Annotated in this window: 14 protein-coding genes; 9 read left to right on the top strand and 5 right to left on the bottom strand. The window is 57.4% G+C overall.

Annotated elements, in window-relative coordinates:
• Window positions 1–9 precede the first annotated feature (9 nt).
• Window positions 10–1,914, bottom strand: coding sequence for a protease modulator HflK (gene hflK / locus AACY08_RS17465; protein ID WP_339470573.1), 1,905 nt, complete (start codon window positions 1,912–1,914; stop codon window positions 10–12).
• Window positions 1,915–2,188: 274 nt separating this feature from the next.
• On the opposite strand from hflK, the gene AACY08_RS17460 reads away from it, so the two are divergent.
• The 9 genes from AACY08_RS17460 (at window position 2,189) to pbpC (ending at window position 16,523) form a co-directional block, all read left to right on the top strand.
• Window positions 2,189–2,806, top strand: a complete 618-nt coding sequence (locus tag AACY08_RS17460; RefSeq protein WP_339470572.1) for a CDP-alcohol phosphatidyltransferase family protein — start codon at window positions 2,189–2,191, stop codon at window positions 2,804–2,806.
• A gap of 10 nt (window positions 2,807–2,816) precedes the next feature.
• Window positions 2,817–4,571 (top strand): bifunctional alpha/beta hydrolase/class I SAM-dependent methyltransferase, encoded by a 1,755-nt coding sequence (locus AACY08_RS17455; RefSeq protein WP_339470571.1) that lies wholly within the window; start codon window positions 2,817–2,819, stop codon window positions 4,569–4,571.
• Window positions 4,572–4,573: 2 nt separating this feature from the next.
• Window positions 4,574–5,872, top strand: a complete 1,299-nt coding sequence (locus AACY08_RS17450; RefSeq protein WP_339470570.1) for a phosphatase PAP2/dual specificity phosphatase family protein — start codon at window positions 4,574–4,576, stop codon at window positions 5,870–5,872.
• On the top strand, window positions 5,862–6,305 hold the full coding sequence (locus AACY08_RS17445) for a hypothetical protein (RefSeq protein WP_339470569.1): 444 nt from the start codon (window positions 5,862–5,864) through the stop codon (window positions 6,303–6,305). Before AACY08_RS17450 ends, AACY08_RS17445 begins: the two co-directional genes overlap by 11 nt.
• 9 nt (window positions 6,306–6,314) lie before the next feature.
• On the top strand, window positions 6,315–6,935 hold the full coding sequence (locus AACY08_RS17440) for a lysophospholipid acyltransferase family protein (protein ID WP_065875565.1): 621 nt from the start codon (window positions 6,315–6,317) through the stop codon (window positions 6,933–6,935).
• A gap of 1 nt (window position 6,936) precedes the next feature.
• The gene (locus AACY08_RS17435; protein ID WP_065910146.1) at window positions 6,937–7,869 is read left to right on the top strand and encodes a phosphatidate cytidylyltransferase; all 933 of its coding nucleotides are present in this window, start codon (window positions 6,937–6,939) and stop codon (window positions 7,867–7,869) included.
• 372 nt (window positions 7,870–8,241) lie between these two features.
• Window positions 8,242–8,415, top strand: a complete 174-nt coding sequence (locus AACY08_RS17430) for a hypothetical protein (RefSeq protein ID WP_339470568.1) — start codon at window positions 8,242–8,244, stop codon at window positions 8,413–8,415.
• 31 nt (window positions 8,416–8,446) lie between these two features.
• Window positions 8,447–14,245 carry an alpha-2-macroglobulin gene (locus AACY08_RS17425; protein WP_339470567.1) on the top strand — a complete coding sequence of 1,933 codons (5,799 nt, stop codon included), beginning with the start codon at window positions 8,447–8,449 and terminating at the stop codon, window positions 14,243–14,245.
• The gene (pbpC, locus tag AACY08_RS17420; RefSeq protein WP_339470564.1) at window positions 14,226–16,523 is read left to right on the top strand and encodes a penicillin-binding protein 1C; all 2,298 of its coding nucleotides are present in this window, start codon (window positions 14,226–14,228) and stop codon (window positions 16,521–16,523) included. Before AACY08_RS17425 ends, pbpC begins: the two co-directional genes overlap by 20 nt.
• On the opposite strand, the gene AACY08_RS17415 is transcribed toward pbpC, so the two are convergent.
• The 4 genes from AACY08_RS17415 to AACY08_RS17400 all read right to left on the bottom strand — a co-directional run bounded on the left by AACY08_RS17415 (window position 16,520) and on the right by AACY08_RS17400 (window position 25,877).
• Window positions 16,520–16,729 carry a hypothetical protein gene (locus tag AACY08_RS17415; RefSeq protein WP_339470606.1) on the bottom strand — a complete coding sequence of 70 codons (210 nt, stop codon included), beginning with the start codon at window positions 16,727–16,729 and terminating at the stop codon, window positions 16,520–16,522. The genes pbpC and AACY08_RS17415 overlap by 4 nt on opposite strands.
• Window positions 16,730–17,106: 377 nt before the next feature.
• Window positions 17,107–18,048, bottom strand: a complete 942-nt coding sequence (locus AACY08_RS17410; RefSeq protein ID WP_339470563.1) for a diguanylate cyclase — start codon at window positions 18,046–18,048, stop codon at window positions 17,107–17,109.
• Window positions 18,045–23,336, bottom strand: coding sequence for a PAS domain S-box protein (locus tag AACY08_RS17405; RefSeq protein WP_339470562.1), 5,292 nt, complete (start codon window positions 23,334–23,336; stop codon window positions 18,045–18,047). The genes AACY08_RS17410 and AACY08_RS17405 overlap by 4 nt, the downstream gene beginning before the upstream one ends.
• Window positions 23,337–23,414: 78 nt before the next feature.
• Complete coding sequence (locus AACY08_RS17400) at window positions 23,415–25,877, bottom strand: GGDEF/EAL domain-containing response regulator (protein WP_339470561.1); 2,463 nt, start codon at window positions 25,875–25,877, stop codon at window positions 23,415–23,417.
• Window positions 25,878–26,033: the final 156 nt, after the last annotated feature.

Genomic DNA, 26,033 nt, shown 5'->3' with positions numbered 1-26,033 from the left:
ACAGACTCCTTATTGAACGGCTTTACGCGGCACCGAGGGATCGGCCGGCAAGGTAAAAGAACGCAGATCGATCGTCGGCGCGCCATCGGCGCCCAAGCGATGATCCAGAATCAGCAGCTTGGCGTGAGCCAGGCCTTGGCTGAGTTGGCCCAGATACTGTTCCAGCACGAAGGCCTGACCAGCCGTGGCGTAGGCCTTTTGTTCGGCGATAAAACGCAGGTCGGCCGCTTGGGCACCCGCATTCACTTCGCGCGCAGTGGCCTGGGCTTGGTCGCGCGCGGTGCTGGCCTGGAGCAAGGCCTGGTTGGTTTGTTCGCTGGCCGCGCCGCGTTCGCGAGAGATCAACGCTTGGGCGCCAATTTGTGCGGCTTGCACGCCGTGATAGGCGTTGGCGGCACCGGCCGGCGGGTGGATCGCCTCGACCACGGTGGCGAGGATTTCCACGCCGCTGTCGAGCTTTTGCAGGTCCGCCTGCACCGCGCGGCCGATCTCGTCGGCCAGGCTGGTGCGTTGTTCACCGAGCAGTTCATCGAGGGTGCGCGAGGCAAAGTCATGCACCAGAATGCGGCTGGCGGTGCTGCGGATCAGGGTCGGCACATCCGCACTGTTATAGGTGGCGGCAAGCGCGGCCTGGTCGGTGAGGCCGATGCGGTAGACAAACCGCACGTCCATATTGACGATCTGGAAGCTCTGTTTGTCGCCGCTGCTGCTGGCAATCACTTGGGATTTGTCATTTACATGGCTGGCATCCCACAAGCGGTTGGCGATCAGCGGCGGTGGGCCTTCGGCGGGGGCGAGTTCCGGCGCGGCGGCGTCACTGACGCTGGTGGCCAGCTCATGCACCACACCATTTTCCACGCTTATTACGCGGCCCAACGGCCATGGCAAACCTGCATGCAGGCCAGGGCCGAAGACCTGCACCGGTTTGCCAAAACGCTCATAAATCCCACGCCCTTGCAGCGGAACTTCATGCACGCCGGTCAGCGCCCAGCCTACCGCCAGCACCACCAACAGCACCGGCAGAAACGCCCGACGCATGTAGGTAAACGCCCAGATCTGGCGCAAATCGATACCGAAGCGGTTGTGCAACTCGTGCTGCAACGCGAGCAAGGGTTGCGGCGGCCAACGCAGCAGCCCAGCGATAAAACTCTGCGCCATCAGGCGGGGTTCGAGGCGTGGCTGACGCGGGCTAAACAGTGACAGCACCGCTCTTAAAAGAAACTCCAGCGAGACCAGCGCCGGCAGCAGGCCGATCAACACGGCCAACCTAAGGGGCCAGACGGAATTCGCCCCTGCGAACAGCAGGCAAATCGCACTGATCACCAGGCAAATAATCGCCACTCGGCTTAACTGTGCCAGTTGCGAGGCTTCCGGCCACTGCGCAGCGGTTTCCTGGGCCAGACGACGTTCGAACACCAGCAGGCCAAACGCCAAGGCCAGCGCCAGCGCCGCACCGACGCTTGCTGATTGACCGACGGGAGCGGCGGGCAAGGCCAGGTTCCAGAACTCAAGAATGCTGACCAGCGCGAGCAACGACCAACCGCCAAGCCACAGCACCGGCGCGCCGATCTGCTTGCCAAAACGCTCCGCAAGGCGCGCGTACCGGCCGATGTCTTCAACCGGTTCTTCAACCGCAGGCGCTTCCAACGCCTGGGCACGCCAATCCGCCACCCACCACGCCGATTGCAAACCGGCCACCAGCAGCAGCAACGCCGACGCGCCATTGATCAACACCACCGGCCAAATCGACAGCGGCGCGAACAGCGCGACAAACAGCGCCAGCACCCAGCCGGCAACGGCCAGCACCGTCAGGCTGATACCGGCTTGGCGCAATCGACGGGCATGGAAGAGCCCTTGTTGAAACCGCGGGAGGCCCTCCACCGAAGCGCCTTCAGCTTCCAGATCCACTTGCATCCACTCAACGCCTGAATGTACATAATTCGTTACGATATAACACGATGCGTGAAATTTTTGTTCGAAAAACAGCAGTTTCAGTACCCCCCAACCCCCCTGTGGAAGCGGTCCTGTGTGAGAGCTGACTTGCCAGCTGCCACACAGGGACATCGTTGTGTCCAAGATCGTGACTAAACCCCCATAAACACGCGCCATCACTGGTGCAGGCTGCGATTAATCGGCACACTCCAGACCAGTTTTTCGCGGGTCAATGGACAAGGAAGCGTTACCCCTTATGATTTCGATCTATCAGCTCAAGCCGCGCTTTCAAAACCTGCTGCGCCCTCTGGTGCAGCGCCTCTACGACAACGGCACCACCGCCAACCAGATCACCCTTCTGGCCGGCGTGATTTCGCTGCTGGTCGGCCTGTTGATCGCCAGCTTTGCCCTACACCTGTGGCTGTTTGCGCTGATCCCGCTGTGGATGATCCTGCGCATGGCCCTCAATGCCATCGACGGTATGCTCGCCCGAGAATTCGGCCAGCAGTCGCGCCTGGGCGCCTACCTCAATGAACTGTGCGACGTGATCGCCGACAGCGCGCTGATCCTGCCGTTTGCATTGATCCCCGGCGTAAGCCTGGCGCCTGTGTTGCTGGTGGCGCTGCTGGCGGTGTTCAGCGAATACGCCGGAGTGCTTGGGCCGATGGTGGGCGCGTCGCGCCGCTATGACGGGCCGATGGGCAAGAGCGATCGAGCGTTTGTATTGGGTGTGCTGGCCACCGGCGTGGCGCTGGGCTGGCTGGGCGCGGGTTGGGTCGATGCGGTGATGTGGCTGGTCGCCGCCCTGCTCGCCTACACCCTGGTCAACCGCGTGCGCCAAGGTCTTAACGAAACGACTTCCCCTTCTGCATAAGGATTTTGCGATGCGCGAACAGCAAGAGCACACCTTCAGTACCCACGATGGCGTCGAGCTTTTCTACCGGCACTGGCCGGCTACCGCTGCGTTTGGCGATGAGCCGCGCAAGGCGATCGTGCTGTTCCATCGCGGCCACGAGCATTCGGGGCGCATCGCCCATCTGGTGGATGAACTGGACCTGCCGGCATTCGACTTTTTCGCCTGGGATGCCCGTGGCCACGGCCATTCGCCCGGCGCGCGCGGTGACAGCCCGAGCTTTGCCACCAGCGCCCGCGATGTGCAGACGTTCTGCGATCACATTGGCGCCACCTATGGCATCGAAGAAGAAAACTTCGCCGTCATCGCCCAAAGCGTCGGCGCGGTGATTGCCGCGACCTGGGTGCACGATTACGCACCGAAGATCCGCGCCCTGGTGCTTGCCTCCCCGGCGTTCAAGGTCAAGCTCTACGTACCATTCGCCCGGCCGGGCCTGGCGCTGATGCGCAAGTTTCGTGGCAACTTTTTCGTCAACAGTTACGTCAAGGCCAAGTTCCTCAGCCATGACCCGGAACGCGTGGTGTCCTACGACAGTGACCCGCTGATCACCAAGGCCATTTCGGTGAATGTGCTGCTCGGCCTGTACGAAGCGGCCGACCGGGTTGTAGCCGATGCCCAAGCGATCCAGGTGCCGACCCAATTGCTGATCTCGGGCTCCGACTTTGTGGTGCACCGCAAACCCCAGCAGCAATTTTTCGATCGTCTCGGCAGCCTGAAAAAAGAGCTGCATATCCTCCCCGGTTTCTTTCACGACACCCTCGGCGAACGCGACCGCGCGACCGCCGTGAGCAGCGCCAAGCGCTTTATCCTGCAGAACTTCGAACACCCGCTGGACCGCGCCCCGTTGCTCCACGCCGACAAAATCGGCGCCACCTGCGCCGAGTCCGAATCCCTTGCCGCGCCGTTGCCGCGCAACTCCTTGCGCGACCTGTACTGGCGCATGACCCGCGCCAGCATGGGCCTGGGCAAAAATCTGTCGGATGGGGTGAAACTGGGTTTCGACACCGGCTTCGACTCTGGCAGCACCCTGGACTACGTGTACCGCAACACACCCACCGGCAAAGGTCGGCTGGGGCGGATGATCGACACCAATTACCTCAACTCCATCGGCTGGCGCGGCATTCGCCAGCGCAAGCTGAACGTCGAGGAACTGCTGCGCCTGGCCATGGCCAAGTTATGCGCGGATGATCGCGAAGTGCGCATTGTGGATATTGCCGCCGGTCATGGTCGCTACATCCTGGAAGCCTTGCAGGGCGTGTCGCCGCTGCCGGAGTCGATCCTGCTGCGCGACTACAGCGACATCAACGTGCGCGACGGTGGCGCCTTGATTCGCGAGAAGGGCCTGGGGGATATCGCGCAGTTCGTCAAAGGCGATGCGTTTGATCGCCTCGACCTGGCCGCGCTGGACCCCAAGCCGACACTGGCAGTGGTGTCCGGGCTGTATGAATTGTTTGCCGATAACGGCATGGTCGGCGGCTCGCTGGCCGGCCTGGCCGAAGCCGTGGAGCCCGGCGGCTACCTGGTGTACACCGGCCAACCATGGCACCCGCAGTTGGAACTGATTGCCCGTGCGCTGACCAGTCATCGCCAGGGCCAGGCCTGGGTCATGCGTCGGCGCAGCCAGGCGGAAATGGATCAGTTGGTCGAGGCTGCGGGCTTTCGCAAGATCACCCAGCGTGTGGATGAGTGGGGCATCTTTACCGTGTCACTGGCGCAGAAGATCTGAGCATGCGCGAACCCGGTTTATTGAAACCAGCGGTTTTATGGCTGCTGCTGTTGGCGCCGCTGTTCTTCAGCACCTACGGCTTTGCCACCTGGGTCACCAGCCAGCGCAGCGACGTCGGCACGCTGGTGTTCGGCTGGGAAACCCATATGCCGTTTTGGGCCTGGACCATTGTGCCCTACTGGTCCATCGACCTGCTGTATGGGTGCTCACTCCTGCTGCCCAGTACCCGCCACGAGTTGAAACAACACGCGTTGCGGCTGCTGAGTGCGCAGGTGATTGCCGTGAGCAGCTTCCTGATCTGGCCGTTGCGCTTCACCTTCGAGCGGCCTGAACTGGATGGCGTATTCGGCTGGCTGTTTGCGGTGCTGGCCGGGTTCGACAAGCCGTTCAACCAGGCGCCCTCGCTGCATATCGCACTGCTGGTGATCCTGTGGGTCATGTTCCAGCGCCACACTCAAGGGTTCTGGCGGTGGGTGGTGCATGGCTGGTTCGCGTTGATCGGTATTTCGGTACTGACCACTTATCAACATCACTTTATCGACTTACCCACAGGCGCCCTCGCGGGGTGGATTTGCGTGTGGTTGTGGCCGGTTGAACACCCGAGTCCATTGTTGAATGCGCGGCTGACGCGCGCGCCCAAACGCTGGCGGTTAGGCGTGCGTTACGGCGTGTGCGCTTTGCTGTTGGCGATGCTTGCCGTTGTACTGGGCGGTGGCTGGCTGTGGATACTCTGGCCGTCGGTTTCTCTCGCGTTGGTCAAAGCCAATTACTTGGTACTGGGCGCTTCGGGCTTTCAGAAACGCGCCGATGGCCAACTAACCCCTGCCGCGCGCTGGCTATACGCGCCCTATCTGGCAGCTGCCTGGATCAACTCACGGCTGTGGACACGCAAACATCCACAACCCGACCGGGTTGTGGATAACGTCTGGCTTGGTCGTATTCCTACGACAAGTGAGCAGGCGCCCTTCAAGGCCATCGTCGATCTCTGCGCAGAATTGCCGATTAATCCACAGGGACGCGCCTATCAGTCCATACCCGTGCTGGACCTTGTCGCACCGACACCCGACGAATGCCGGCAAGCCGCACACGCCATCGAACGCTTGCGCGCCAGCGGCCCATTGCTGGTGTGCTGCGCCCTTGGCTATTCGCGCAGCGCAACCGCCGTCGCCGCCTGGCTGTTGTCTACCGGACGTGCCGCGACGGTAGAGAATGCGCTGACTATCATTCGTACAGCGCGGCCCGACGTGGTCCTGCACCCTGCTCACCGAGAAGCCTTGGAGGGTTTGTCCCATGCCCGTTGATATGGAACTTCAGGTCGTCGCCAGCCTGCTGCGTCGCGGCCGTTCGCTGGATCAGTTATCAACAGGCCTGACGCTGGTCGGCGTGTTATTTGGCTTGGCTCAACTGTTGATAGCGAGTATTTCGCCGATTTGCCTGCTACTGAGCCTGTGGATGATTATCCTCGGACTGCTGCAAAAGTACTGGGCGCTGCGTGTGGCGTTTGACGCTGACCTGTTCGCCCTGCTGGCGCGCGACATCGAGCGCACCGCCGACCTCGACCAGGCCCTGCAAACCCTCGGCCTGCAATCGCCCAAACGCGCTGGCCGGCCCTGGACCGAGCGCCGTCGCGGCGCACTCAAACTGCTGCGCAAACAAGCCTGGCTGCTCGGCGCGCAAGCGCTGCTGACCCTGGCCGTGATCCTCGCCAGCCCTTGGCTGCCTTTCGCCGGATAAGGAATCCTCATGTTCGAACCCGTGGTCGCCACGCTGATTACCTCCATGGCCCGCACCGTCACTGGCGCCCGCAGCCTGTGGCTCGGTTGCGCGCCGGTGCCGGTGCAGCGCATCTACTTCGCCAACCACAGCAGCCACGGCGACTTCGTGTTGCTGTGGGCCTCGTTGCCCCAGAACCTGCGCAAATTCACGCGCCCGGTGGCCGGCAGCGATTACTGGAATAAAAGTGCCTTGCGTCGCTACATCATCAACCGCGTGTTCAACGGCGTGCTGATCGACCGCGAACGCAAAGACCCTGTGGATAACCCATTACAGCCCATGCTCAATGCGCTGGAAGGCGGCGACTCGCTGATCATCTTCCCCGAAGGCACGCGCAATCTTGAGGATGGCCTGTTGCCGTTCAAAAGCGGCCTGTACCACCTGGCAAAAAGTTACCCACAGGCCGAACTGGTTCCTGTGTGGATCGCCAACCTCAACCGTGTCATGCCCAAAGGTCGCGTATTGCCGCTGCCATTGTTGTGCACCACCAGCTTCGGCGCACCGCTGCAACTGGAAGAAGGCGAAGACAAAGTCGCCTTCCTCGCCCGTACTCGCGATGCTCTGCTCGCCCTTGCCCCGGAGCATTCCTGAGATGGATAGCCAAACCCTGATGTTGTTCGGCGGCATCGGCGCGATCCTGGTGCTCGCCTCGCTGATCGGCCTGATCCTCAAACTGCGTACCCGTGGCAACCCGAACGCGGTGATCGACAACCTCAACGCGCGCATCAACGCCTGGTGGGTGATGGTGGTAGTCATCGGTGTCGCCTTCTGGCTCGGCACCGGCGCGGTGATCCTGCTGTTCTATGCCGTATCGTTTTACGCCCTGCGCGAATTCCTCACGCTCACGCCCACCCGCCGCAGCGACTACCCGGCGCTGGTCGCCGCGTTCTACCTGGCGTTGCCACTGCAATACCTGCTGATTTACTCGGACTGGTATGGGTTGTTCTCGATCTTCATCCCGGTGTATGTGTTCCTGCTGCTACCGATCCTCGCCTCGCTGGGCGGCGACAGCACGCACTTCCTTGAGCGCGCGTCGAAGGTGCAATGGGGCCTGATGATCGCGGTGTTCTGCGTATCCTTCGTGCCCGCCTTGCTCACCCTCGACATCCCCGGCTACGAAGGCCGCAACCTGTTGTTGATCGCCTACCTGGTGATCGTGGTGCAACTGTCCGACGTGCTGCAGTACGTGTGCGGCAAGCTGTTCGGCAAACACAAGATCGCGCCTAACTTGTCACCGTCGAAAACAGTGGAAGGGTTTGTCGGCGGCATCCTCTTGTCATCCCTGATCGGTGCGGCACTGTGGTGGACCACGCCGTTCAATCCTTGGCAGTCTTTCCTGATTGCGCTGTTGATCAACCTGCTGGGGTTTGCCGGCGGCATTGTGATGTCGGCGATCAAGCGCGACCGGGGCGTGAAGGACTGGGGGCATATGATCGAAGGGCACGGCGGTATGTTGGATCGGCTGGATTCGGTGTGTTTTGCGGCGCCGATTTTCTTCCACCTCGTGCGCTACTGGTGGACCTGAGCCACCGACCTCAAGCCCTCTGAAGATCAAAATGTGGGAGCGGGCTTGCTCGCTCCCACAGTTGTTTTGTGATGCTCACCAATCATTTGTATGCCTAAAGGCAGACAAAACCTGCCATAGCCCAATCCGCAAACGTCAACGCTTTTGGGCCGAGGTAATGTCTGAAAAAAGCAGTCCTACCTCCCCGGACATTTCCGAGAGAATCCCAGCCGCTTGTGCCCTGCCTTTGGGTGGCTAGTCTGCGTTTGTCACTGCCAATTCAGTGACCGGGTTTAGTCGCTCGGGAAAGATTTACATGGGGCGCACAAGCGCCACCCCATCGTTTAGTCGCGATTCGTGGCTGCTCCAATCGACTACATTGGAGTTACCGCAATGAGCAAAGTAAAGCCCAACCCGCCCCACCACTTTTTCACCCCCCATACCGACCTCAGCCTCGAGGGCGCCCCGGCCTACGCCTCGGACCTGCTCCACTGTGCCGAGGGGCTAAATGATTCGGCCAAAGCCGTCGGCGTATGGCGTCATCTTTTGTATCAAAGACGCGTGTAAGATACGCCGCACTTAGCCAGGGATGCTCACCATGTCCGATTCGTTCAAAGCGATCAGCCGCCGTATTGTCGGTGCGTTATTGACTGTGGTGGGGGCCGTCTTTGGCCAATGGCATCCGCCGCTTTGGCTGCGCGCTACCGGCCGTGGGTTGGCGAACATGGGCAGCAAAGCCCGCGCTTATCCGCGCCAGACCGGTGCCGGCGTGTTAGGCCTGGTCCTGCTGGCCGCCGCCGGGTTCTACGGCTGGCATTGGTATTCCAACCTGCCGCAGCCGCACACCGCGAGCTATTCGCTGCACAAACCGAACCTCACCGACTACACCCAGCAGCAGCCGGTTGTGGATAACGTGCAGGTGCGTTTCGGCGAATCCGTGGCCCCGTTGGCGGCCATCGGCAAACCGGTCACCGACGGTATTAGCCTCAAACCTGCGGTTGCGGGCACCTGGCGTTGGTCCGACGACCGTACCCTGCAGTTCGTACCTGAGAAAGACTGGCCCATCGACGCCCATTACACCCTGGACCTGGCCAAGAAAAACCTGCTGGCCGATGGCGTGTTACTGGACCAGTACAGCATGCAGTTTTCCACCCAACCGTTCCGAGCCACCCTGGCGCAAAACGAGCTGTACCAGGACCCGTCCAACCCGACGCTGAAACAGCTGGTGGCCACCTTCCATTTTTCACACCCAGTGGATGAAGACAGCCTACGCAAGCGCGTAACGGTGACCCTCGGCAAAGGCCTGGTCTACCGCGACGCCCAGTTGCCCAACCGCCCGGAAATCACCTTCGACGAGAAAAAGCTAAACGCCTACGTACGCTCCGCCGCCCTGGCTACGCCGCTGGAAAGCACACCGGTCAGCGCTAAGCTCGACGAAGGCATTAAGGCCCGCGACGGCGGCAACGCCAGCAGCGCACCGCTGGTGGCGGACGTCACCGTGCCCGGTCGCTATCGCCTGACCTTTACCGGGGCCGAAGTGAGTTTTGTCGACAACGAACGTGGCGAACCGGAGCCCGTGCTGATGTTCAGCAGCTCCAGCGCCGTAGCCGACGACACCATCGCCGGTAAGGTCCAGGCCTGGCTGTTGCCAGAAAAAGTCCAGGACGACACTCGCCCCTACAACAGCAACGAGATCGACGACGCCCTGCTCGCCCGCAGCACCAAGGTCAACCTGACCCACGTGCCCAGCGTCGAGCCGCTGAACACCCTGCACGCTTTCAAATTCAAGGCCCCGGCCGGTCGCGCGGTGTATGTACGAGTGCCCGCCAACCTTGAAGCCATCGGTGGCTACCTGGCAAAAACTCCGACGGCGTCGCTGATCAGCATGCCGGCGTATCCACGTACCTTGCAGTTCTTGTCTGACGGCGCCTTGCTCAGCCTCAATGGCGAAAAACGCCTAGGGTTCATGGCCCGTGGCGTGCCCGGCGCCCATGTGGAAATCGCCCGCCTATTGCCCAACCAGCTGCAACATCTGGTGGACCAGAGCAGCGGCAGCTTTGCGCGACCAAACTTTGGCAATGAGTACTTCGATCGCATGGTCGAGCGTCAGTCTTTGGATATTCCTCTGTCATCCAATGATCCGGCAAAAACCGTCTACGGCAATGTGGACCTCAGCCACTACCTCACCGCCAATGGCGGACGTCGCGGTATTTTTGTCCTCAAGCTCAGCCCGCAGGATGACCCCGCCGAGCGTACGTTCGAGTACGAGCGCAACAGCACCAGCGACCTGCGTTTTATCGTGGTGACCGACCTCGGCATCATCGCCAAGCGCTCCAGCGATGGCAGCCACGATGTGTATGTGCAGTCCATCGGCAACGGCTCGCCGGTGTCCGACGCCCAAGTTGATATCATCGGTCGCAACGGTTTGCCGGTCGCCAGCGGCCATACCGACGGCGAAGGCCACGCGCATTTCGCCAAGCTGGATGAACTGCGTCGTGAGAAAACGCCACTGATGTATGTGGTCACTCGCGGTAATGATCAGTCGTTCCTGCCCATTGCCCGCCAGTCCCAGCAATTGGATTTGTCGCGCTTCGACGTAGGCGGTTTGGAAGAAGATGGTGCGATTGATCGCCTCAGCGCCTACCTGTTTACCGACCGTGGCCTGTACCGGCCCGGTGAAACCGCGCACCTTGGCATGATCGTGCGCAGCGGCAACTGGAAAGGCGCGCTGCAAGGCCTGCCGGTGGAGCTGCAAATCACCGATCCGCGTGGCCTGGAAATCATCCGCCAGCCGGTGAAGCTGTCCGCCAGCGGTTTTGAAACCTTTGATTTCCCCAGCAGCGAAGTGGCGCCGGCCGGGGAGTACACCGCAACCTTGCAGTTGATTGGCCAGAAGCAGACCCGTACCGACTTGGGCAGCGTGAGCTTCAAGGTCCGCGACTTCGAACCGGACCGCATGAAGGTCAGCCTGAGTTTGCATGACACGCCTGTGCAGGGCTGGATTCCACCGGACCAAGTGGTAGCCAAGGTCACCGCCATGCACTTGTTCGGCGCACCGGCGGCCGGCCGTCGCGTGACCGCGAAAATGTCCCTGAGCCCGACGCTCGCGGCGTTTGACCGTTACCCCGATTACCGTTTCCGCCTCAACGACGCCCTAGAAGACGCCAGCACTGAAGACCTGGCCGAAACCACCGTCGACGACAACGGCCAAGCCGTGCTCGACCTCAACCTGCAACGCTTCGCCAACAGCACCTATCGCCTGCAGGTGATGAGCCAGGTGTTCGAAGCCGAAGGCGGACGCAATGTGGCGGCGCAAAGTGCCTTGCTGGTGTCATCCGCGCCCTACCTGGTCGGTGTGAAAAGTCAGGATTCGCTGTCGTACGTCGCCAAAGACGCGCCGCGCCAGGTGCAATGGCTGGCCGTCGCGGCGGACCTTACGCCGCTGGCGGTAGACGGCCTGACCAGCGAAGTGGTCGAACACCGTTATGTGTCGGTGCTGGTGAAACAGTCCAACGGCACCTACAAGTACGAGTCGCGCATCAAGAACATCAGCCAGCCAGCGCAGCCGCTGGTGATGACCGCCCAAGGCGCCAAGCAGACCTTGAACACCGGAACCCCGGGCGATTTCACCCTGCAACTCAAAGACGCCAACGGCAACCTGCTCAACCAGATCGACTACAGCGTGGCCGGGCGTGGCAACACTTCGCGCTCGCTGGAACGCAACGCTGAGCTGCAACTGCGCCTGGATAAACGCAGCTACGCCACCGGTGATGAGATCGCCATCAGCATCCGTGCGCCCTACACCGGCGCCGGCTTGATCACCATCGAGCGCGACAAGGTCTACACCCAGCAGTGGTTCAAGGCCGACAGCACCAACAGCGTGCAACATATCCGCGTTCCCGCAGGGCTCGAGGGCAATGCCTACGTCAACGTGCAGTTTGTGCGCGATATGGGTTCGGCCGAGGTGTACATGAGCCCGCTGTCCTATGGTGTGGTGCCGTTCAGCATCAACCTGGATGCGCGACGCATGGCGCTGAAGGTTGAAGGCCCGGCGAAAATCGAGCCGGGGCAGATGCTGGATATCAAGGTCACTGCCGACCGCCCGGGCCGCGCAGTGGTCTACGCGGTAGATGAAGGCATCCTGCAAGTGGCGCGTTACCAGACGCCTGACCCGTTGGGCTTCTTCTTCCAGAAGCGTGCGCTGGAGGTAGGCACCAGTCAGATCCTTGACCTAATCCTGCCGGAATTCAGCCGCCTGCTCAGTGGGGCGGCGCCCGGTGGCGATACGGAAGGCGCCCTGGCCAATCACCTCAACCCGTTCAAGCGCAAGCATCAGCCGCCGGTGGCGTGGTGGTCGGGATTGGTCGACCTGCCAGCCGGCGAAACCGTGCTGCATTACCAGGTGCCGGACAGCTTCAACGGCAAGCTACACCTGTTTGCGGTGGCAGTGGACAGCGACAGCGTCGGTGTCAGCGAAGCCAATACCGAGGTGCGCGGGCCGATCGTGATCACACCAAACGTGCCAGCCTTTGTGGCGCCCGGGGATGTGTTCAACGTCAGCGCCGGGGTGTTCAGCAACCTCGATGCGGCGGCCGACGTAAAGGTTGAACTGCAGACCAGCGATGGCCTCAAGGTACAGGGCGACAAGGGCAGCACGTTGTCACTGCAACCGCGCAAGGAAGGCACTGCCGAGTTCAAGATCAAGGTGGGTGAAATCCTCGGTTCGGCAGACTTACGCTTCGTCGCCGTATTGCCAAACGGCAAGCGTATCCAGGTGGCGGAAACTACCTCGATTCGACCGCTGAGCGAACATCGCGTGGCACTGAGCCTGGGCCGCTTCGACGGCGCCAGCAAAGAACTCAAACCTACTCGCGAACTGTTCAGCCAGCTGCGTGACGTGCAACTGGGTGTGGCCGCCTCGCCACTGGTATGGGCAAACGGCCTCAAGCATTACCTGGATGACTACGGCTATGCCTGCACCGAGCAATTGGTATCCAAGGCCATGCCGGCATTGATCTGGGGCGGCAACACACCGCAAGCCGAACAAGCCTTCAGCAGCGCCGTGCGCATGCTGCGCCAACGCCAGAACCAGGCCGGTGGCTTCGGTTTGTGGGCCGCCAACCCGGACGTGGCGCCGTACGCCAGCCTGTACGCCACCGACTTTCTGATCGAAGCCAAAGAGCGCGGGTCGCCTGTGCCGGAAGATCTGCTGGTGCGCTCGAACGCGTATCTGACAGACCTGGCCAACGGTCCTAGCGAAGGCTTGTCGGAATTGCGCAACCGCGCCTACGCCAGTTACCTGCTGAGCCGTCAGGGGATTCTGGTGAGTGGTGCGTTGAGCGATATCCGCGAGCGCTACGAGAGCTACTTCAAAGACACCTGGCAGAACGACCTGGGCGCCGCCTACCTAGCCGCCAGCTACAAGTTGCTCAAGCAGGATCGCCAGGCCGATGCACTGTTCCGCAAAATCCCATGGCGTTCGCTTGTGGATAAGTGGAACAGCGACGGTTTGTATTACGACCCGCTGGTGCACGATGCCGAACACCTGCACCTGCTGGCGCGCCACTTCCCTGAGCTAATGGACGATGTGCCCACGGCCCTGCTGGATAAACTCGGCAAGCGCCTCAATGAGCAGCGTTACAACTCGCTGTCGGCGGCGCTGTTGCTGCGCGCCCTGGACAACTATGGCCAGCGCGCGCAAAGCGACATGACCCTCAAGGCCACCGCCTGGCTGGGTGACAAGCAACAGCAATTGCTGGAGATGGCCGGTCAGCCACCACGCGCCGCCGTGCCAGCCACCACGCAAAAGCTGGTGATGGAAAAATCCGACGGCCCGGCCGCGTTCTACATGCTCAGCGAAGCCGGTTTCGACAAGGGCGCCAAGCTCAAGCCGATCAACAATGGCCTGGAAATCATCCACGAATACCTCGACCTCAAGGGCGAGCCGGTGAGCAAGGTGGCGGTAGGTGATGAGTTCCTGGTACGCCTGCGTCTGCGTGCTACAGACCGTGATCAGGTGCAGCAAGTGGCCGTGGTCGACTTGCTGCCGGGTGGCGTCGAGCCTGTGTATAACTTGCCGCCGGAGCCGGAAGCCGCCAGCAGTGAGGAAGGTGAAGAGTCCGAATACGTGGAAGAAGACAGCCAGCAAGCTGACGCATGGCAAGCGCCCATCGGCGAAACCGAGCTAAGCACCTGGCAGCCGGACTATGTGGACGTGCGTGATGATCGGGTGGTGTTGTACGGCACTGCACTGCGCGATGTAGGCACTTTCGTCTACCGCGTGCGTGCCACCAACGCCGGCACCTTCAATACGCCACCGGCCTACGCCGAAGGCATGTACGAAACCACCCTGCAAGGGCGCGGCAAAGTAGGCCAGCTTGAAATTACCAAGCCTTAAACGCCTGACGCCGCTGCTGGCAGCGGCGGTTCTACTGGCGGGGCTGCGGCTGTGGCCCCATGCCCCGCTGGAACAGGCCGTGACCTCGTCACGGGTGGTATTGGCCGACGACGGTTCACTGCTGCGCATGACATTGGCGGATGACGGGCAATACCGTCTGTGGCTGCCGCTGGAGCGCATGTCGCCGTCATTGGTCGAGGCCTTGCTGCTCAAGGAAGACCGTAATTTCTACTGGCACCCGGGTATAAATCCCCCAGCGTTGCTGCGCGCAGCCCTGGCCACTTACAGCGGTGGCCAACGCCAGGGCGGGTCGACCTTGAGCATGCAACTGGCGCGGCGCTTGTGGGATCTGAACACCCGCCAAGTGCCGGGCAAGTTGCAGCAGATGGCGTTGGCGCTGTGGCTGGAAGCACGCTACAGCAAGCACGATATCCTTGAGGCCTACCTGAACATGGCGCCCATGGGCGGCAATATCGAGGGCGCCGAGGCGGCAAGCCGCATCTACTTTGGTAAGTCGGCGGCACAACTGTCGTTGTCCGAAGCGCTGGCGTTGGCGGTGATTCCGCAGCAACCGGGGCGACGTGCGCGCTTCGGGCCGTCGTTGCAAAACGCGCGGCTGCGCTTGATGGCTGACTGGCGCGAGACTTACCCACAGGACCCGCGTAACGACAGTTTGCTGGACCTGCCCCTGGAGGCGCGCAACCGCCAGCAGATTCCCTTTCTGGCACCGCACTTGAGCGAGCAATTGCTGGCATCCCAGGCCGGCAACGAGTTGCACAGCACCCTCAACTTGCCCTTGCAACATTTACTCGAACGGCTGATCACCGGATTTATCGCCGAGCGGCGCAGTACCGGTGTGGAAAACGCTACGGCCATCCTGATCGACAGCCGCGATCAGAGCGTCAAGGCGCTGGTAGGCTCGGCGGATTACTTATCCACAAGCCTCCACGGTCAAGTCAACGGCGTATTGGCGCGGCGCTCACCGGGCTCGACGCTCAAACCTTTCCTGTATGGGCTGGCGTTGGACCAAGGGGTGATCCACCCGATGAGTATCCTCAAGGATCTGCCAAGTAATTTCGGCTACTTCCAGCCGGAAAATTTCGACGGCAGTTTTGTCGGGCCGCTGACAGCCCGGGATGCGTTGATACGCAGTCGAAATATCCCGGCGGTGTGGCTGGCCAGCCAGGTCAAGTCGCCGTCCTTATATGGATTGCTGCAGCACGCCGGTATCAAAGGTCTGCGCGATGAAAGCCACTACGGCCTGGCCTTGGCCCTCGGCGGCGGTGAGATGACACCGGAGGAACTGGCGCGGCTGTATGTGATGCTGGCCGGTGACGGGCACTTGCGGCCATTGCGCTATTTGCAGGAACAGCCCCAGACCACCGGCGCCCAACTGCTAACGCCTCAAGCCGCCTTCATGGTGCGCGACATGCTGCGTCGCAACCCACGCCCGGATGGCTTGCCTGGCCGCCACTGGCGCACCGCCTGGAAAACCGGCACCTCTTGGGGGTTTCACGATGCGTGGAGCGCAGGCCTGGTCGGTCCGTACGTGCTGGTGGTGTGGGTGGGTAACTTCGATGGCCGGCCGAACCCGGCGTTTATCGGCGCCAAGACGGCTGCGCCGCTGTTTTTCCGCATTGCCGACGCCCTGCCCCTGGCCCTGCCGAATGTGGTGATCAAACCCGACAAGCCACCCGCCGGACTGGTGCGCATCGACATCTGCGCCGCCTCCGGCGAGTTACCCAACCGCTGGTGCCCGCAAACCCGCAAGACCTGGTATATCCCTGGCGTCTCGCCGATTCGCGTGTCCAACCTGCACCGCCCGGTGCTGATCGACACCCGCACCGGCAAAGCCGCCTGCCCGCCGTTCGAGGCGAAATACACCCGCGAAGAGGTCTTCGAATTCTGGCCCAGTGACGTGCAACGCCTATACCGCGCCGCCGGCCTGCCGCGGCGCACGCCGCCCAACGTGATGAAAAACTGCCAACCCAACCGCGTCAGCGACCAGAGCGAAGCGCCGCAGATCCGTTCGCCGCTGACCCAGGTGAGCTATCAGCTGCGCCTGTCCCAGCCACAGGAAAGCATCCCGCTGAATGCCAATGCGGCCAGCGATGCGGCGACGTTGTACTGGTTCGCTGATCAAACCTTGATCGGCCAAGGGCCGCCGCAAGCCACGCTGAATTGGCGGCCGGGTAAGTCAGGAGAGTATCGATTGCGGGTCAGTGATGATCAGGGGCGCAGTGCGAGCCGGGGCTTGCGGGTGGAGTTTGTGCCTTAGGAGTGGTTGTCGCACTCAGCAAGTTCAACGTAGCTTGACTCCCCGCCTCCCGTCGTGCCCGACAACCAACCCCAGACAACACTCAGCGTGGAACGCCCGGACTGCTGGCCGAAACGAACCCTTGCGCCTTGGTAAGTGATCGAGATCGCATCGCCATCGACAAGGTAATGAAACACCGTGCCCTTACCTGACAGCCGCTTACTGATATCAAACGAAACCTAAACGCCAATATCGATTACGGCCTTTAAGCACATCACACATAAATAGCGCACGCGTGGTAGCTTAATTGAAAAGCCGGATACAAAAGATAGATAACCTTATGACCCACGAGCTTTTCCTCCGTTAGCTTATAAGTGTGACAGATTTGTGGAAATTATAGACTGTCGTGAGCATCCAGAAACGCCACTGCAGTGGTTTTGGCACAGCGGGCTCAACCGCAATGTACGATACGCAAGTTAGTCATCTACACCGCCAACTTGCCCCCGGTATAGTTTATGTCGCTTAACACATTACGGCAGCAAAGAGGTACTTCCTACTCTCCTATTGACAGGATAGACGTTTAAACCTTTTTACGAGTTAGAGACTACTTAAGCTCGATGAAGCTAAGCCTGTTACGCCCGGCCTGCTTAGATTTATATAACTCTTTATCAGCTGCGTTGAGCAACTCCTCAGCCAAAGCACCCCGAGTCGGAATTGTCGTCCCAATACCTATACTGACAGTCACAATTTCATGGGCAGGTGAGTCAACATGTTCGATACCCACTGCGCGTACTGCCTCAAGCATCGCTTGGGCGACACTTATAGCTCCGGTAACGTCCGTATTTTGCAAAATACAAGAAAACTCTTCACCCCCGTACCTTGCGACCGAATCGTAAGGCCGTCTAAGAGCATGTTTTACCGCATTGGCAACTGCACGTAGACATTCATCACCCTTTTGATGGCCGTAGTGATCGTTGTATAGCTTAAAATGATCAATATCGATCATCAATATTGAAATGTATTGCCCGTATCTTGCGCACTGCAGCCAATCACGCTGTAGGTTTTCATCGAACATTCTGCGATTGTGAATTCCTGTAAGACCATCTGTCAGCCCAATCGTTTTCAGCAAGTCAGATTGTAACTTCAAGGCTAGATGAGCTCTAACACGTGCAATGATAACCGAGGACCTGACAGGTTTGGTAATGAAGTCCACCGCGCCTAATTCGAACCCCAGTTCTTCGTCGGCCACCTCATCCTGGGAGGTCAGGAAAATTACGGGTATATTGCGTGTGTCTTCGCTGGCTTTAAGGCTACGGCATATGTCATGGCCTGACATGCCAGGCATCAATACATCCAGCAGTATCAAATCCGGGTGTTGTGTTTGGCATTTGAGGAGGGCCTGTTTACCGTCCATCGCCATAATAATTTCGTATTCAACTTTTAATAGTTCGTTTATTAGTCGAATATTCACAGGTTGATCGTCGACCACAAGAACTTTTGGCTTGAATCCCCGAGTGGCGACTAGCTGATTGAGAAGTTCTTTCATTTGTACTTTTCCGTAAGTAAGTGTTTGATCCTTTCAATCGCCTCATAGAACTCTAGGTCTTGGATCAGCTTAACGAGACTAGTAATCGCGGCCCGTTGGGAGATAGGGGTATGCGCTTCTAGCTCAGCGACATCGTCCAACGCTCGCATATCACCTGCCACCAGGGTTATCAAAAGATTCTCCAGCGAAGCAATACTTCGTTCTGATGACCAAAGCGACTCGTCTCGCCCGTCAAGCAAATTTGAAATGTTCTCAGCATCAAAAGCACTCTGCAACTTTTCAATGCTGTCCCTCATCAAATTTCGGAGCACAGAAATTCCATCAGAGGGCAGCCCTAGCGCAGGCTTGTTCGGCGGCGATTGCCTTGCTAAGGCCTCCCATTCGCCCGCCTGTTTTGCTAGCGCTGTGGCTCCTACCGTTGCAGCGACACCTCTAAGTGCGTGCAATGTGTCCGCAACACTCGTTGCATCAAAAATCTGAGCGTTTTTTTCCAGCTCAGCGAGCAGACGTTCACACTCATCGCCAAAACTGCTTAGAGCCATGGCGTATACGTCAGCCCGTCCTCCGAGGCGGAGTAAAATTTTGTCAAACGGTTCGATTAAGTTATTTTGATAGAAAGGCGATGATTGGTTCGCCGTCAACAGGGGCTCACGCTCTCTCCCAGTCAGCTGTTGTAATACGGAAATAACTTCGGCCATATCGATAGGTTTGCCTAGATGCTCGTTCATGCCTGAAGCGAGGCAGAATTCACGATCAGCAGGGGATGCATTTGCAGTCATTGCGACAATGGGCAGTGACGCAAAGTGAGCAGTGGACCGAATACGGCGAGTAGCTTCCATGCCGTCGATATCCGGCATTTGTACATCCATGATTACGACATCAAACTCGCCTTGTTCGTGGATGGCAAGTTCGACGCCTAGGAGTCCGCAGTCTGCTAGGGTCACTTCAGCGCCTTCTGCACTCAGCAACTCACTGATCACTTGTCGGTTAAGCGCATTGTCTTCAACCACGAGCAGGCGTAGGCCTTCAAGTGCCCCAGCCGTAGTCTGTACTCCTTGAACAATACCTGAAGGACCTGACACCCCTAATGAATATTCAATGGAAGCGTAAAGTTGTTGAGGGGTAACCGGTTTGGTAAGAAAGTCCTGAAATGGTGCGTCTTGATCCTTGACCGCGTCAGCCAGTTCTTCGCGGCCAAATGCTGTCACCATAACAATCACCGGAGGCTTTGGATGATCCGGGATATTTTTTATTAATCTTGCCGCTGTCAAGCCATCCATATCGGGCATTCGCCAATCCATAATCACGGCATCGAAGAGGACGCCCAGAGAGATGGATTGATTAACCAACTGAACAGCCGCGCAGCCTTCACTGACAAAAACGACATCCCAGCCGAACGCTTCAAGTGCCTGTACCAAAATCTGGCCTGATAAAACGTTGTCATCAACAACCAATACGCGACGCCTGTGCTCAGTGAAAATCTGAATGGACGTGAGCGGCGCGGAATCATCAATAGCAAGTGCGATATCAAACCAAAACGTGCTGCCTTTTCCCAGCTCGCTGTCAATGCGTAGCTGACCTCCCATCATCTGAACCAGGCGCTTGCTGATTGCCAGGCCTAAACCAGTACCACCAAAGCGTCGGGTTGTGGAGGTTTCCGCTTGCGTGAACTCTTCAAAAATTCCGCTAATCTGTGATTGGCTTATACCTATACCGGTGTCCGCAACAGAAATGCGCAACACGACCTGCTCGTCATTGCGCGACAGTTCGGTTAGTTTCACCACAACATGCCCCTCAGGGGTAAACTTTATCGCGTTGCCCGCTAGGTTAATCAAAATTTGCTGTAAACGAAGTTGATCCCCAATAACAGCACTGGGGAGTTGAGGGGCAACATCAAATAACAACTCGACGCGCTTATCGGCAATATTGCCTGACAGGATAACCGCCAGGTCACGCAGGAGTGTTTCAAGGCTGAATGGATGCTGCTCAAGCTCTAGTCTGTCCGCATCCATTTTCGAAAAGTCGAGGATGTCGTTCAGAAGACCGAGAAGCAACTCAGCTGCCGTCTGGGCTTTCCTCGCATAATCGTCTTGTCGTCTATCCAACCCACCGTTGCGCAGCAGCTGTAGCATGCCCAGCACCCCATTCAAGGGGGTACGGATTTCGTGGCTCATGTTGGCCACGAACTGGCCTTTGACTTGGCTGGCTTGTTCTGCGCGCTCTATAGCGCCACGCAGTTCGGCCTCAACCTCCTTGCGCTCAGTAATATCCAGGTTAATACCCGTTATACGTGTGGCTTTGCCATCTTGGTCGCGCTCAACGTAAGCACCTGCCTGCACATAACGAATAGAACCGTCAGGCCGGAGCGCTCTAAAAACGGGATCATATTTCCCGTGGCCCTCTATTGCAGCAAGTAAACTGGTCTCAGTCGCCTCTATATCTTCTGGGTGTATACGCGATCGCCAATGATTGTAGAGTTGATCACCACCCTTCAAGTCTCTAGGCGTTGCATAGAGGCTGAACATACGGTCATTCCACTCCATCAGATCTTGCGCGGGAATCCAACTCCATATCCCTAGCTGCGCCGCCTCTGCGGCAAGCAAAAGTTGATCACGTGCAGCAGCAAGCTCACGTCGATGTAGTGCTTGCTGGGTAATGTCGGTGGCGATGCCCAGATAACCCGTGATGCATCCCTGAAAATCGCGCATGGGAGTAACGATTAACGAAACGGTTAGATGCTCACCATCTTTGCGCACGTAAGTCCATTGCCTCACCTCAGCGCCAGCGACTTCGGGAATATGCACAAAAACGCGGAATCCTTCAATGACTTGATTAAACTCTTTGGTCAGTACCTGACCACGAGCTAAGATCTCATCCTGAAGATGAAAGTTGGCGGGCGTCAAAAAGCCTAAAACTTCGCTCGCCTTATAACCAAGCATATTCTCAGCGCCCACATTGAATACGCTAATGACGCCAGCTCTATCAGTTGCGATAATCGATACTTCTGATGCCGCTTGCAACACAGTGTGCAACAACAAATGCAGTCTCGACACTTCTTCATCGGCAGCGCGTCGATGGGTGATGTCGATGCACAAGGCAATATAACTGTTTATGCTGCCGTCACTCTCAATGCGGGGCGCAATAACGGTATCAAACCAACACAGATTGCCCTCGCACGTACGATTGCAAATTTCGCCACGCCACGCTTTGCCCTCTTGGAGCGTGGACCACATCGATTGCCAGAATGATTCGGGATGAACGCCCGACTTAAGTAACTGGTGAGTCTTGCCCAGTAACCCATCTCGCGCAAAACCGTGAGCGTCACAGAAGCGTTCGTTCACATCCAGAATCAGGCCGTTTGTATCGGTTAAGGAATAAAGTAGCTGCTCGTTTATAGTTTGCAATAACAGGTCGTTTTCACGGAGTGCCTGTGCCAGTTTGAGGCGGCTCTCGGTGATCTCGGACACGTCATGTGCTATCACAAAAAACCCTTTAACGTCACCTTGGACGGTGTCCGGGATGTAATGGGTAAGCGAATGTCGGATCTTTCCATCTGGTCCAGGGATCGCTCGTTCGAAGCTCTGCGGTTCTCCACGCAGCACAGCCGCTATATAACCGCGATTGGCGTGAAATAACTGTTCACCCAATACAGCCTGCATTGAACGTCCTGGTAACGTCTCTGGATCGAGCCCAAACCAGACCTGATAAGCATGATTGGCGACGCGGTTGATGAGTTGCGTATCCCAATAGCCAATCATGGACGGGACGCCATCCAAAACGGTGCGCAACGCGCGCCGTGCGCTCTCCAGCTCAGAAGTACGTTTTTGGACCTCCCCCTCAAGCCAAAGATTACTTGCCAATACCTGCGCTTCAGCTGCCTTTTCTATAGTGATGTCGCGGATGGTCTTGCAGGCTCCTATAATGTTGCCTACGGAGTCGCACATTGGGGATACGGACACAGACACATGGATCAGATGGCCGTCCTTATGTTGCCGAAGGGTTTGAAAATGCTCAACTGCATGACCGCCTCGAATACGCTCTAAGATGTTTATTTCCTCATCTTGAAGATCTAGAGGTACGATCAATGAGCAAAGCAACTGACCCGTTGCCTCAGGTGCCGTATAGCCGAAAAGATGTTCCGCACCTTTGTTCCAGCCGACTACCGTACCCGAGAGTGTTTTTACAATAATGCCATCAACTGAATTCTCTATCACGTTGGCAAGTTGTAGTCTCGCCATTATCAACAGCTCCTTGCGGCGCTGGGTATTGCTCCATAACAAGGTAAACGCAGCAATGAATAGGCTTGTCAATGCGCCACTCAAGGCCAAAGCATTCACCGACATCAAAGGAAGTGTGTAAATGAACTCTGGATAAATACTCAGTTTGAGTTGCCATTTCCGGCCATAGACCTCTTGTGTGACAGAGTAGCTGTCGATGGCTCGCGCTAGATTTTCTGGCGTCACGGTTGAGTAAAACACTACTGGTTGACCCGGTGTTGTTTGATCCTGCAACTCTAAACCTACGTGCGCAAGATTGACTCCGCTGTCGCCCAGCACGTCCTGCATCCTGAGAACAGCATAGCTCCAACCATAGGCTTGGTCTATTTTTGCTGCTTCTGTTTCAGGCGTTTTAGCTGTGCGGTAAATCGGCATCAAAAAAAGGAAAGATTGATTGGGCTGGCCGGTCGCTTGAACCAACGTGATTGGACCGGTCAGCGTTGCTTTGCCACTGAGCATAGCGCTTTGTGCTGCCGTCTTACGGTTGGCCTCCGAAGCGATGTCCAGGCCAATCGCTGGTCGGTTCAGTCCGGACGGTTCAATATATTGGATCACATATCTCTCTCCTTCATTTGGGGAGAGCTCTCTGATCGAAAAATCAGGCATGCCGTCGCGACGTGCTGCCTCTAGAAAACTAGCTTGCTCAGGACGAGGGACTCGTCTTATAAACCCAAAACCAAGCGCACCGGGAAACTCGCTGATAAGGTCGCGACTGTCGCTGTAACGCTTGAACTGCTCGCGTGTGACTGTTTGCTCGCCTTTCGTGAGCACCGCACCTCGCGCTCCTCGAAGGCCGTACTGATAAAGCTGGAGCTGGGATTGAATGGCTGAAAGAGCCCTCTGAGTGGCGTCAACCATTGCCTCATGTGTAGTAGCTTGGTTGCGCTGTGAAGCCCATAAACAAAGTGCCGCTGTGAAAAGCACGCCGAGAATGAACAGCAGAGCGGGCAATGTCCCGAGGGACAGACGCCTCTCTGATGTTATCGCACTTAAGTCAATAAAATCGGACATTCATTATCCTTAACTTATGACAAACAGCTTAAAAACTTATGCTGAACTGGTCTTCGGGTCGTCGCGTTTTCTGGGCATTTAACCAAGTCCTCGGAACAGTAATGCCTCAAAATCTAGCGAGGGAATCGGTCTTGCATATAAATATCCCTGCATTACCTGGCAGCCGAGAGCAAGCAGTGCTTGAGCTTGAACTTCTTGCTCAACCCCTTCTGCGACCAGTCTGAGATTGAGACTTTGCGCCATCTGAATTATCGCCTCCACAATCCCAGCATCGCTGCTGTCTATCAGCATATCGCGCACAAAGCTTTGATCAATTTTGAGTACGTCGATTGGGAAGCGCTTGAGGTAGGCGAGACTCGAATAACCGATTCCAAAGTCGTCAAGTGCAATAGAAACTCCCAGCGCCTTTAAATCAAACAACGAATCACGAGTGCGTATCATATTGCTGGCAAACACGCCCTCGGTGATCTCAAGCTCCAAAAGTTCTGGAGCAATACCTGTCTCTACGAGCACGGCCTTTACTGAGTCAACGAAGTTGACCTCTTCCATCTGCACCAAGGAGACGTTAACGGCAATAAGGATGGGAAAGCCCTCTGCATGCCACCTGACACCATCCAGGCACGCTTGGCGAAGCACAAAAAGACCGATAGGCACTATAAGTCCGGTTTCTTCCGCCATCGGTATGAATTCAGCTGGAGAAACCAGTTGACCATCAGCCCGCCTCCAGCGAACTAAGGCTTCCGCTCCGATAATAGTCGAGTGCTTGGCATTCACCTTAGGCTGGTAATAGACCTCAAACTCCTGATTTTCTAAGGCAACACGCATTTGCTTTTCCAGCAGGTGGCGAGACCGCAAGGTATCTTCGATTTCCGCGCAAAAAAACTGGAAACGATTACGACCATCCTGTTTGGCACGATACATGGCCGCATCTGCTTGATGATGTAGAGTCGCCATATCATCGCTGTCATCAGGGAAAAGGCTTATGCCTATGCTCACAGTGAGATTGAAACGGTTACCTTCTATCCAATAAGGCTCTGACAGCAAACCAAGCAAATATTCTGCTTTTGACGCGACGTCTTCAACTTTCTGAATGTTATGTAATAGAACTATAAATTCGTCTCCGCCTTGGCGGCTGACCGTATCATTACCGCGCATGCTTTTTTTAAGCCGGGTAGCGACTTGCTGGAGCAGTAGATCACCGGTCGAGTGACCGCTCGAATCGTTGATGCTTTTAAAGTGATCCAAATCAAAAAAGAGGAAGGCGACCCTTCCGCCCACGCTCTTGGCGTCGCGAATCGCTTGCTCAGTACGGTCGCGCAGTAAAATCCGATTTGGCAGGTTGGTCAGTGCATCATGATTTGCTAAATGCGCCATCTTGATAGCCAACGCCCGAGCTTCACTAACGTCATGGAATACGGTAATTGCGCCTGTGAGCTCCTGATCCGAAGCGAAAATGGGTGCCGCGGAGTCCTCAATCTCTATTGTGCTGCCATCACGACAGACCAATCTAGAACTCAATTTCATACCAACAGTTCGTTTTTCGCGTATCGCAAGGCGAATTGGATTTTGCAGTTCGAGCCCAGTACTGGCTTCACGCAGTGGCATCACCTTCTCGATCGCTTGACCAAGCGCGTCTGCGCCCCTCCATCCCGTCATCTCTTCAGCGATCGGGTTCAAAAAGCTTATCAGCCCCTCTACATCGGTTGCTATGACGGCATCGCTAATTGAATTGAGGGTAATTCGAATACGCTCCTTTTCACGAAATAGCGCCGTCTCTGCACGTTTGCGGTCCGTGACGTCAGTGATCAGCAGCAGAAAACCAGCATCACGATTTTCGACATCGCGGTAAACCACGGAAGCTTGACCGTGCAACATGTCTCCGTCAGGGCGGATTAGACTGATATCGAAAGACGTATTATCTCCCTTAAGCTCTGCGTCAAGATGCCGTTCAATGGCAAAAAAATTGGTTTCTCCTAATACATCACAAAGGTGCAGCCCCGCCATTTGGCTGCCGCGCAGACCAAACCATTTGCCGCCCGGATCGTTAGTAAACACGTTGCGCAGTTCTTTATCCCACTGGGAAATAAAGGCGGGCAGGTTTTGAACTACGTTTTCCAGACTTCGTCTTGCTTCGATCAACTGCTTGTTCTTTAACCGCAGGACCAGGTGCATTTTGATTCGGGCGCGCGCGATGGGAATATTCAGCGGCTTGTTCAGGAATTCAACGCCGCCCATATCAAGCGCCTCAATCTGTCGAGTATCTTGGTCGTGCGCGGTAATGAAGATGATAGCAACGTCTTTTGTGGCGGGATCGCTTTTGATAGCTTTACATACAGCAAATCCATCCATGCCAGGCATTTCAATGTCGAGTAGCACAACATCAGGCGGTGACCTCTTTACTATTTCAATAGCCGCCAGCCCCGATGTGGCAAATATAACTTTTCCAAGACCACTAACCGTGTCTCGGATGATCCGGACACTCATAGGCTGATCATCGACAATTAGAATAGTTAACGGCTCTAGCTTGAGATCGTCGAGCAACTTTTTATCCCCACATTTGCCCCTCTATACGCCCGCGCCTTTGGGCTATCGAACAGATAAGGCAGGTCCAACTCCTTGACATCGCATCTCAGCAGCCACTCAGCTTCAGCAGGGATGAAATGTGTTTCCTCCACGATAGCAGATCAAATCGAACTG

The organism is Pseudomonas sp. EL_65y_Pfl1_R83 (assembly GCF_963970695.1).
Classification (GTDB): domain Bacteria; phylum Pseudomonadota; class Gammaproteobacteria; order Pseudomonadales; family Pseudomonadaceae; genus Aquipseudomonas; species Aquipseudomonas tritici.
This window is presented reverse-complemented; position numbering and strand designations above follow the sequence as displayed.

Coding starts and splice junctions, on each gene's coding strand:
- hflK (WP_339470573.1), bottom strand. CDS start 1,914: ATGCAAGTGGATCTGGAAGCTGAAGGCGCTTCGGTGGAGGGCCTCCCG.
- AACY08_RS17460 (WP_339470572.1), top strand. CDS start 2,189: ATGATTTCGATCTATCAGCTCAAGCCGCGCTTTCAAAACCTGCTGCGC.
- AACY08_RS17455 (WP_339470571.1), top strand. CDS start 2,817: ATGCGCGAACAGCAAGAGCACACCTTCAGTACCCACGATGGCGTCGAG.
- AACY08_RS17450 (WP_339470570.1), top strand. CDS start 4,574: ATGCGCGAACCCGGTTTATTGAAACCAGCGGTTTTATGGCTGCTGCTG.
- AACY08_RS17445 (WP_339470569.1), top strand. CDS start 5,862: ATGCCCGTTGATATGGAACTTCAGGTCGTCGCCAGCCTGCTGCGTCGC.
- AACY08_RS17440 (WP_065875565.1), top strand. CDS start 6,315: ATGTTCGAACCCGTGGTCGCCACGCTGATTACCTCCATGGCCCGCACC.
- AACY08_RS17435 (WP_065910146.1), top strand. CDS start 6,937: ATGGATAGCCAAACCCTGATGTTGTTCGGCGGCATCGGCGCGATCCTG.
- AACY08_RS17430 (WP_339470568.1), top strand. CDS start 8,242: ATGAGCAAAGTAAAGCCCAACCCGCCCCACCACTTTTTCACCCCCCAT.
- AACY08_RS17425 (WP_339470567.1), top strand. CDS start 8,447: ATGTCCGATTCGTTCAAAGCGATCAGCCGCCGTATTGTCGGTGCGTTA.
- AACY08_RS17410 (WP_339470563.1), bottom strand. CDS start 18,048: ATGAAAGAACTTCTCAATCAGCTAGTCGCCACTCGGGGATTCAAGCCA.
- AACY08_RS17405 (WP_339470562.1), bottom strand. CDS start 23,336: ATGTCCGATTTTATTGACTTAAGTGCGATAACATCAGAGAGGCGTCTG.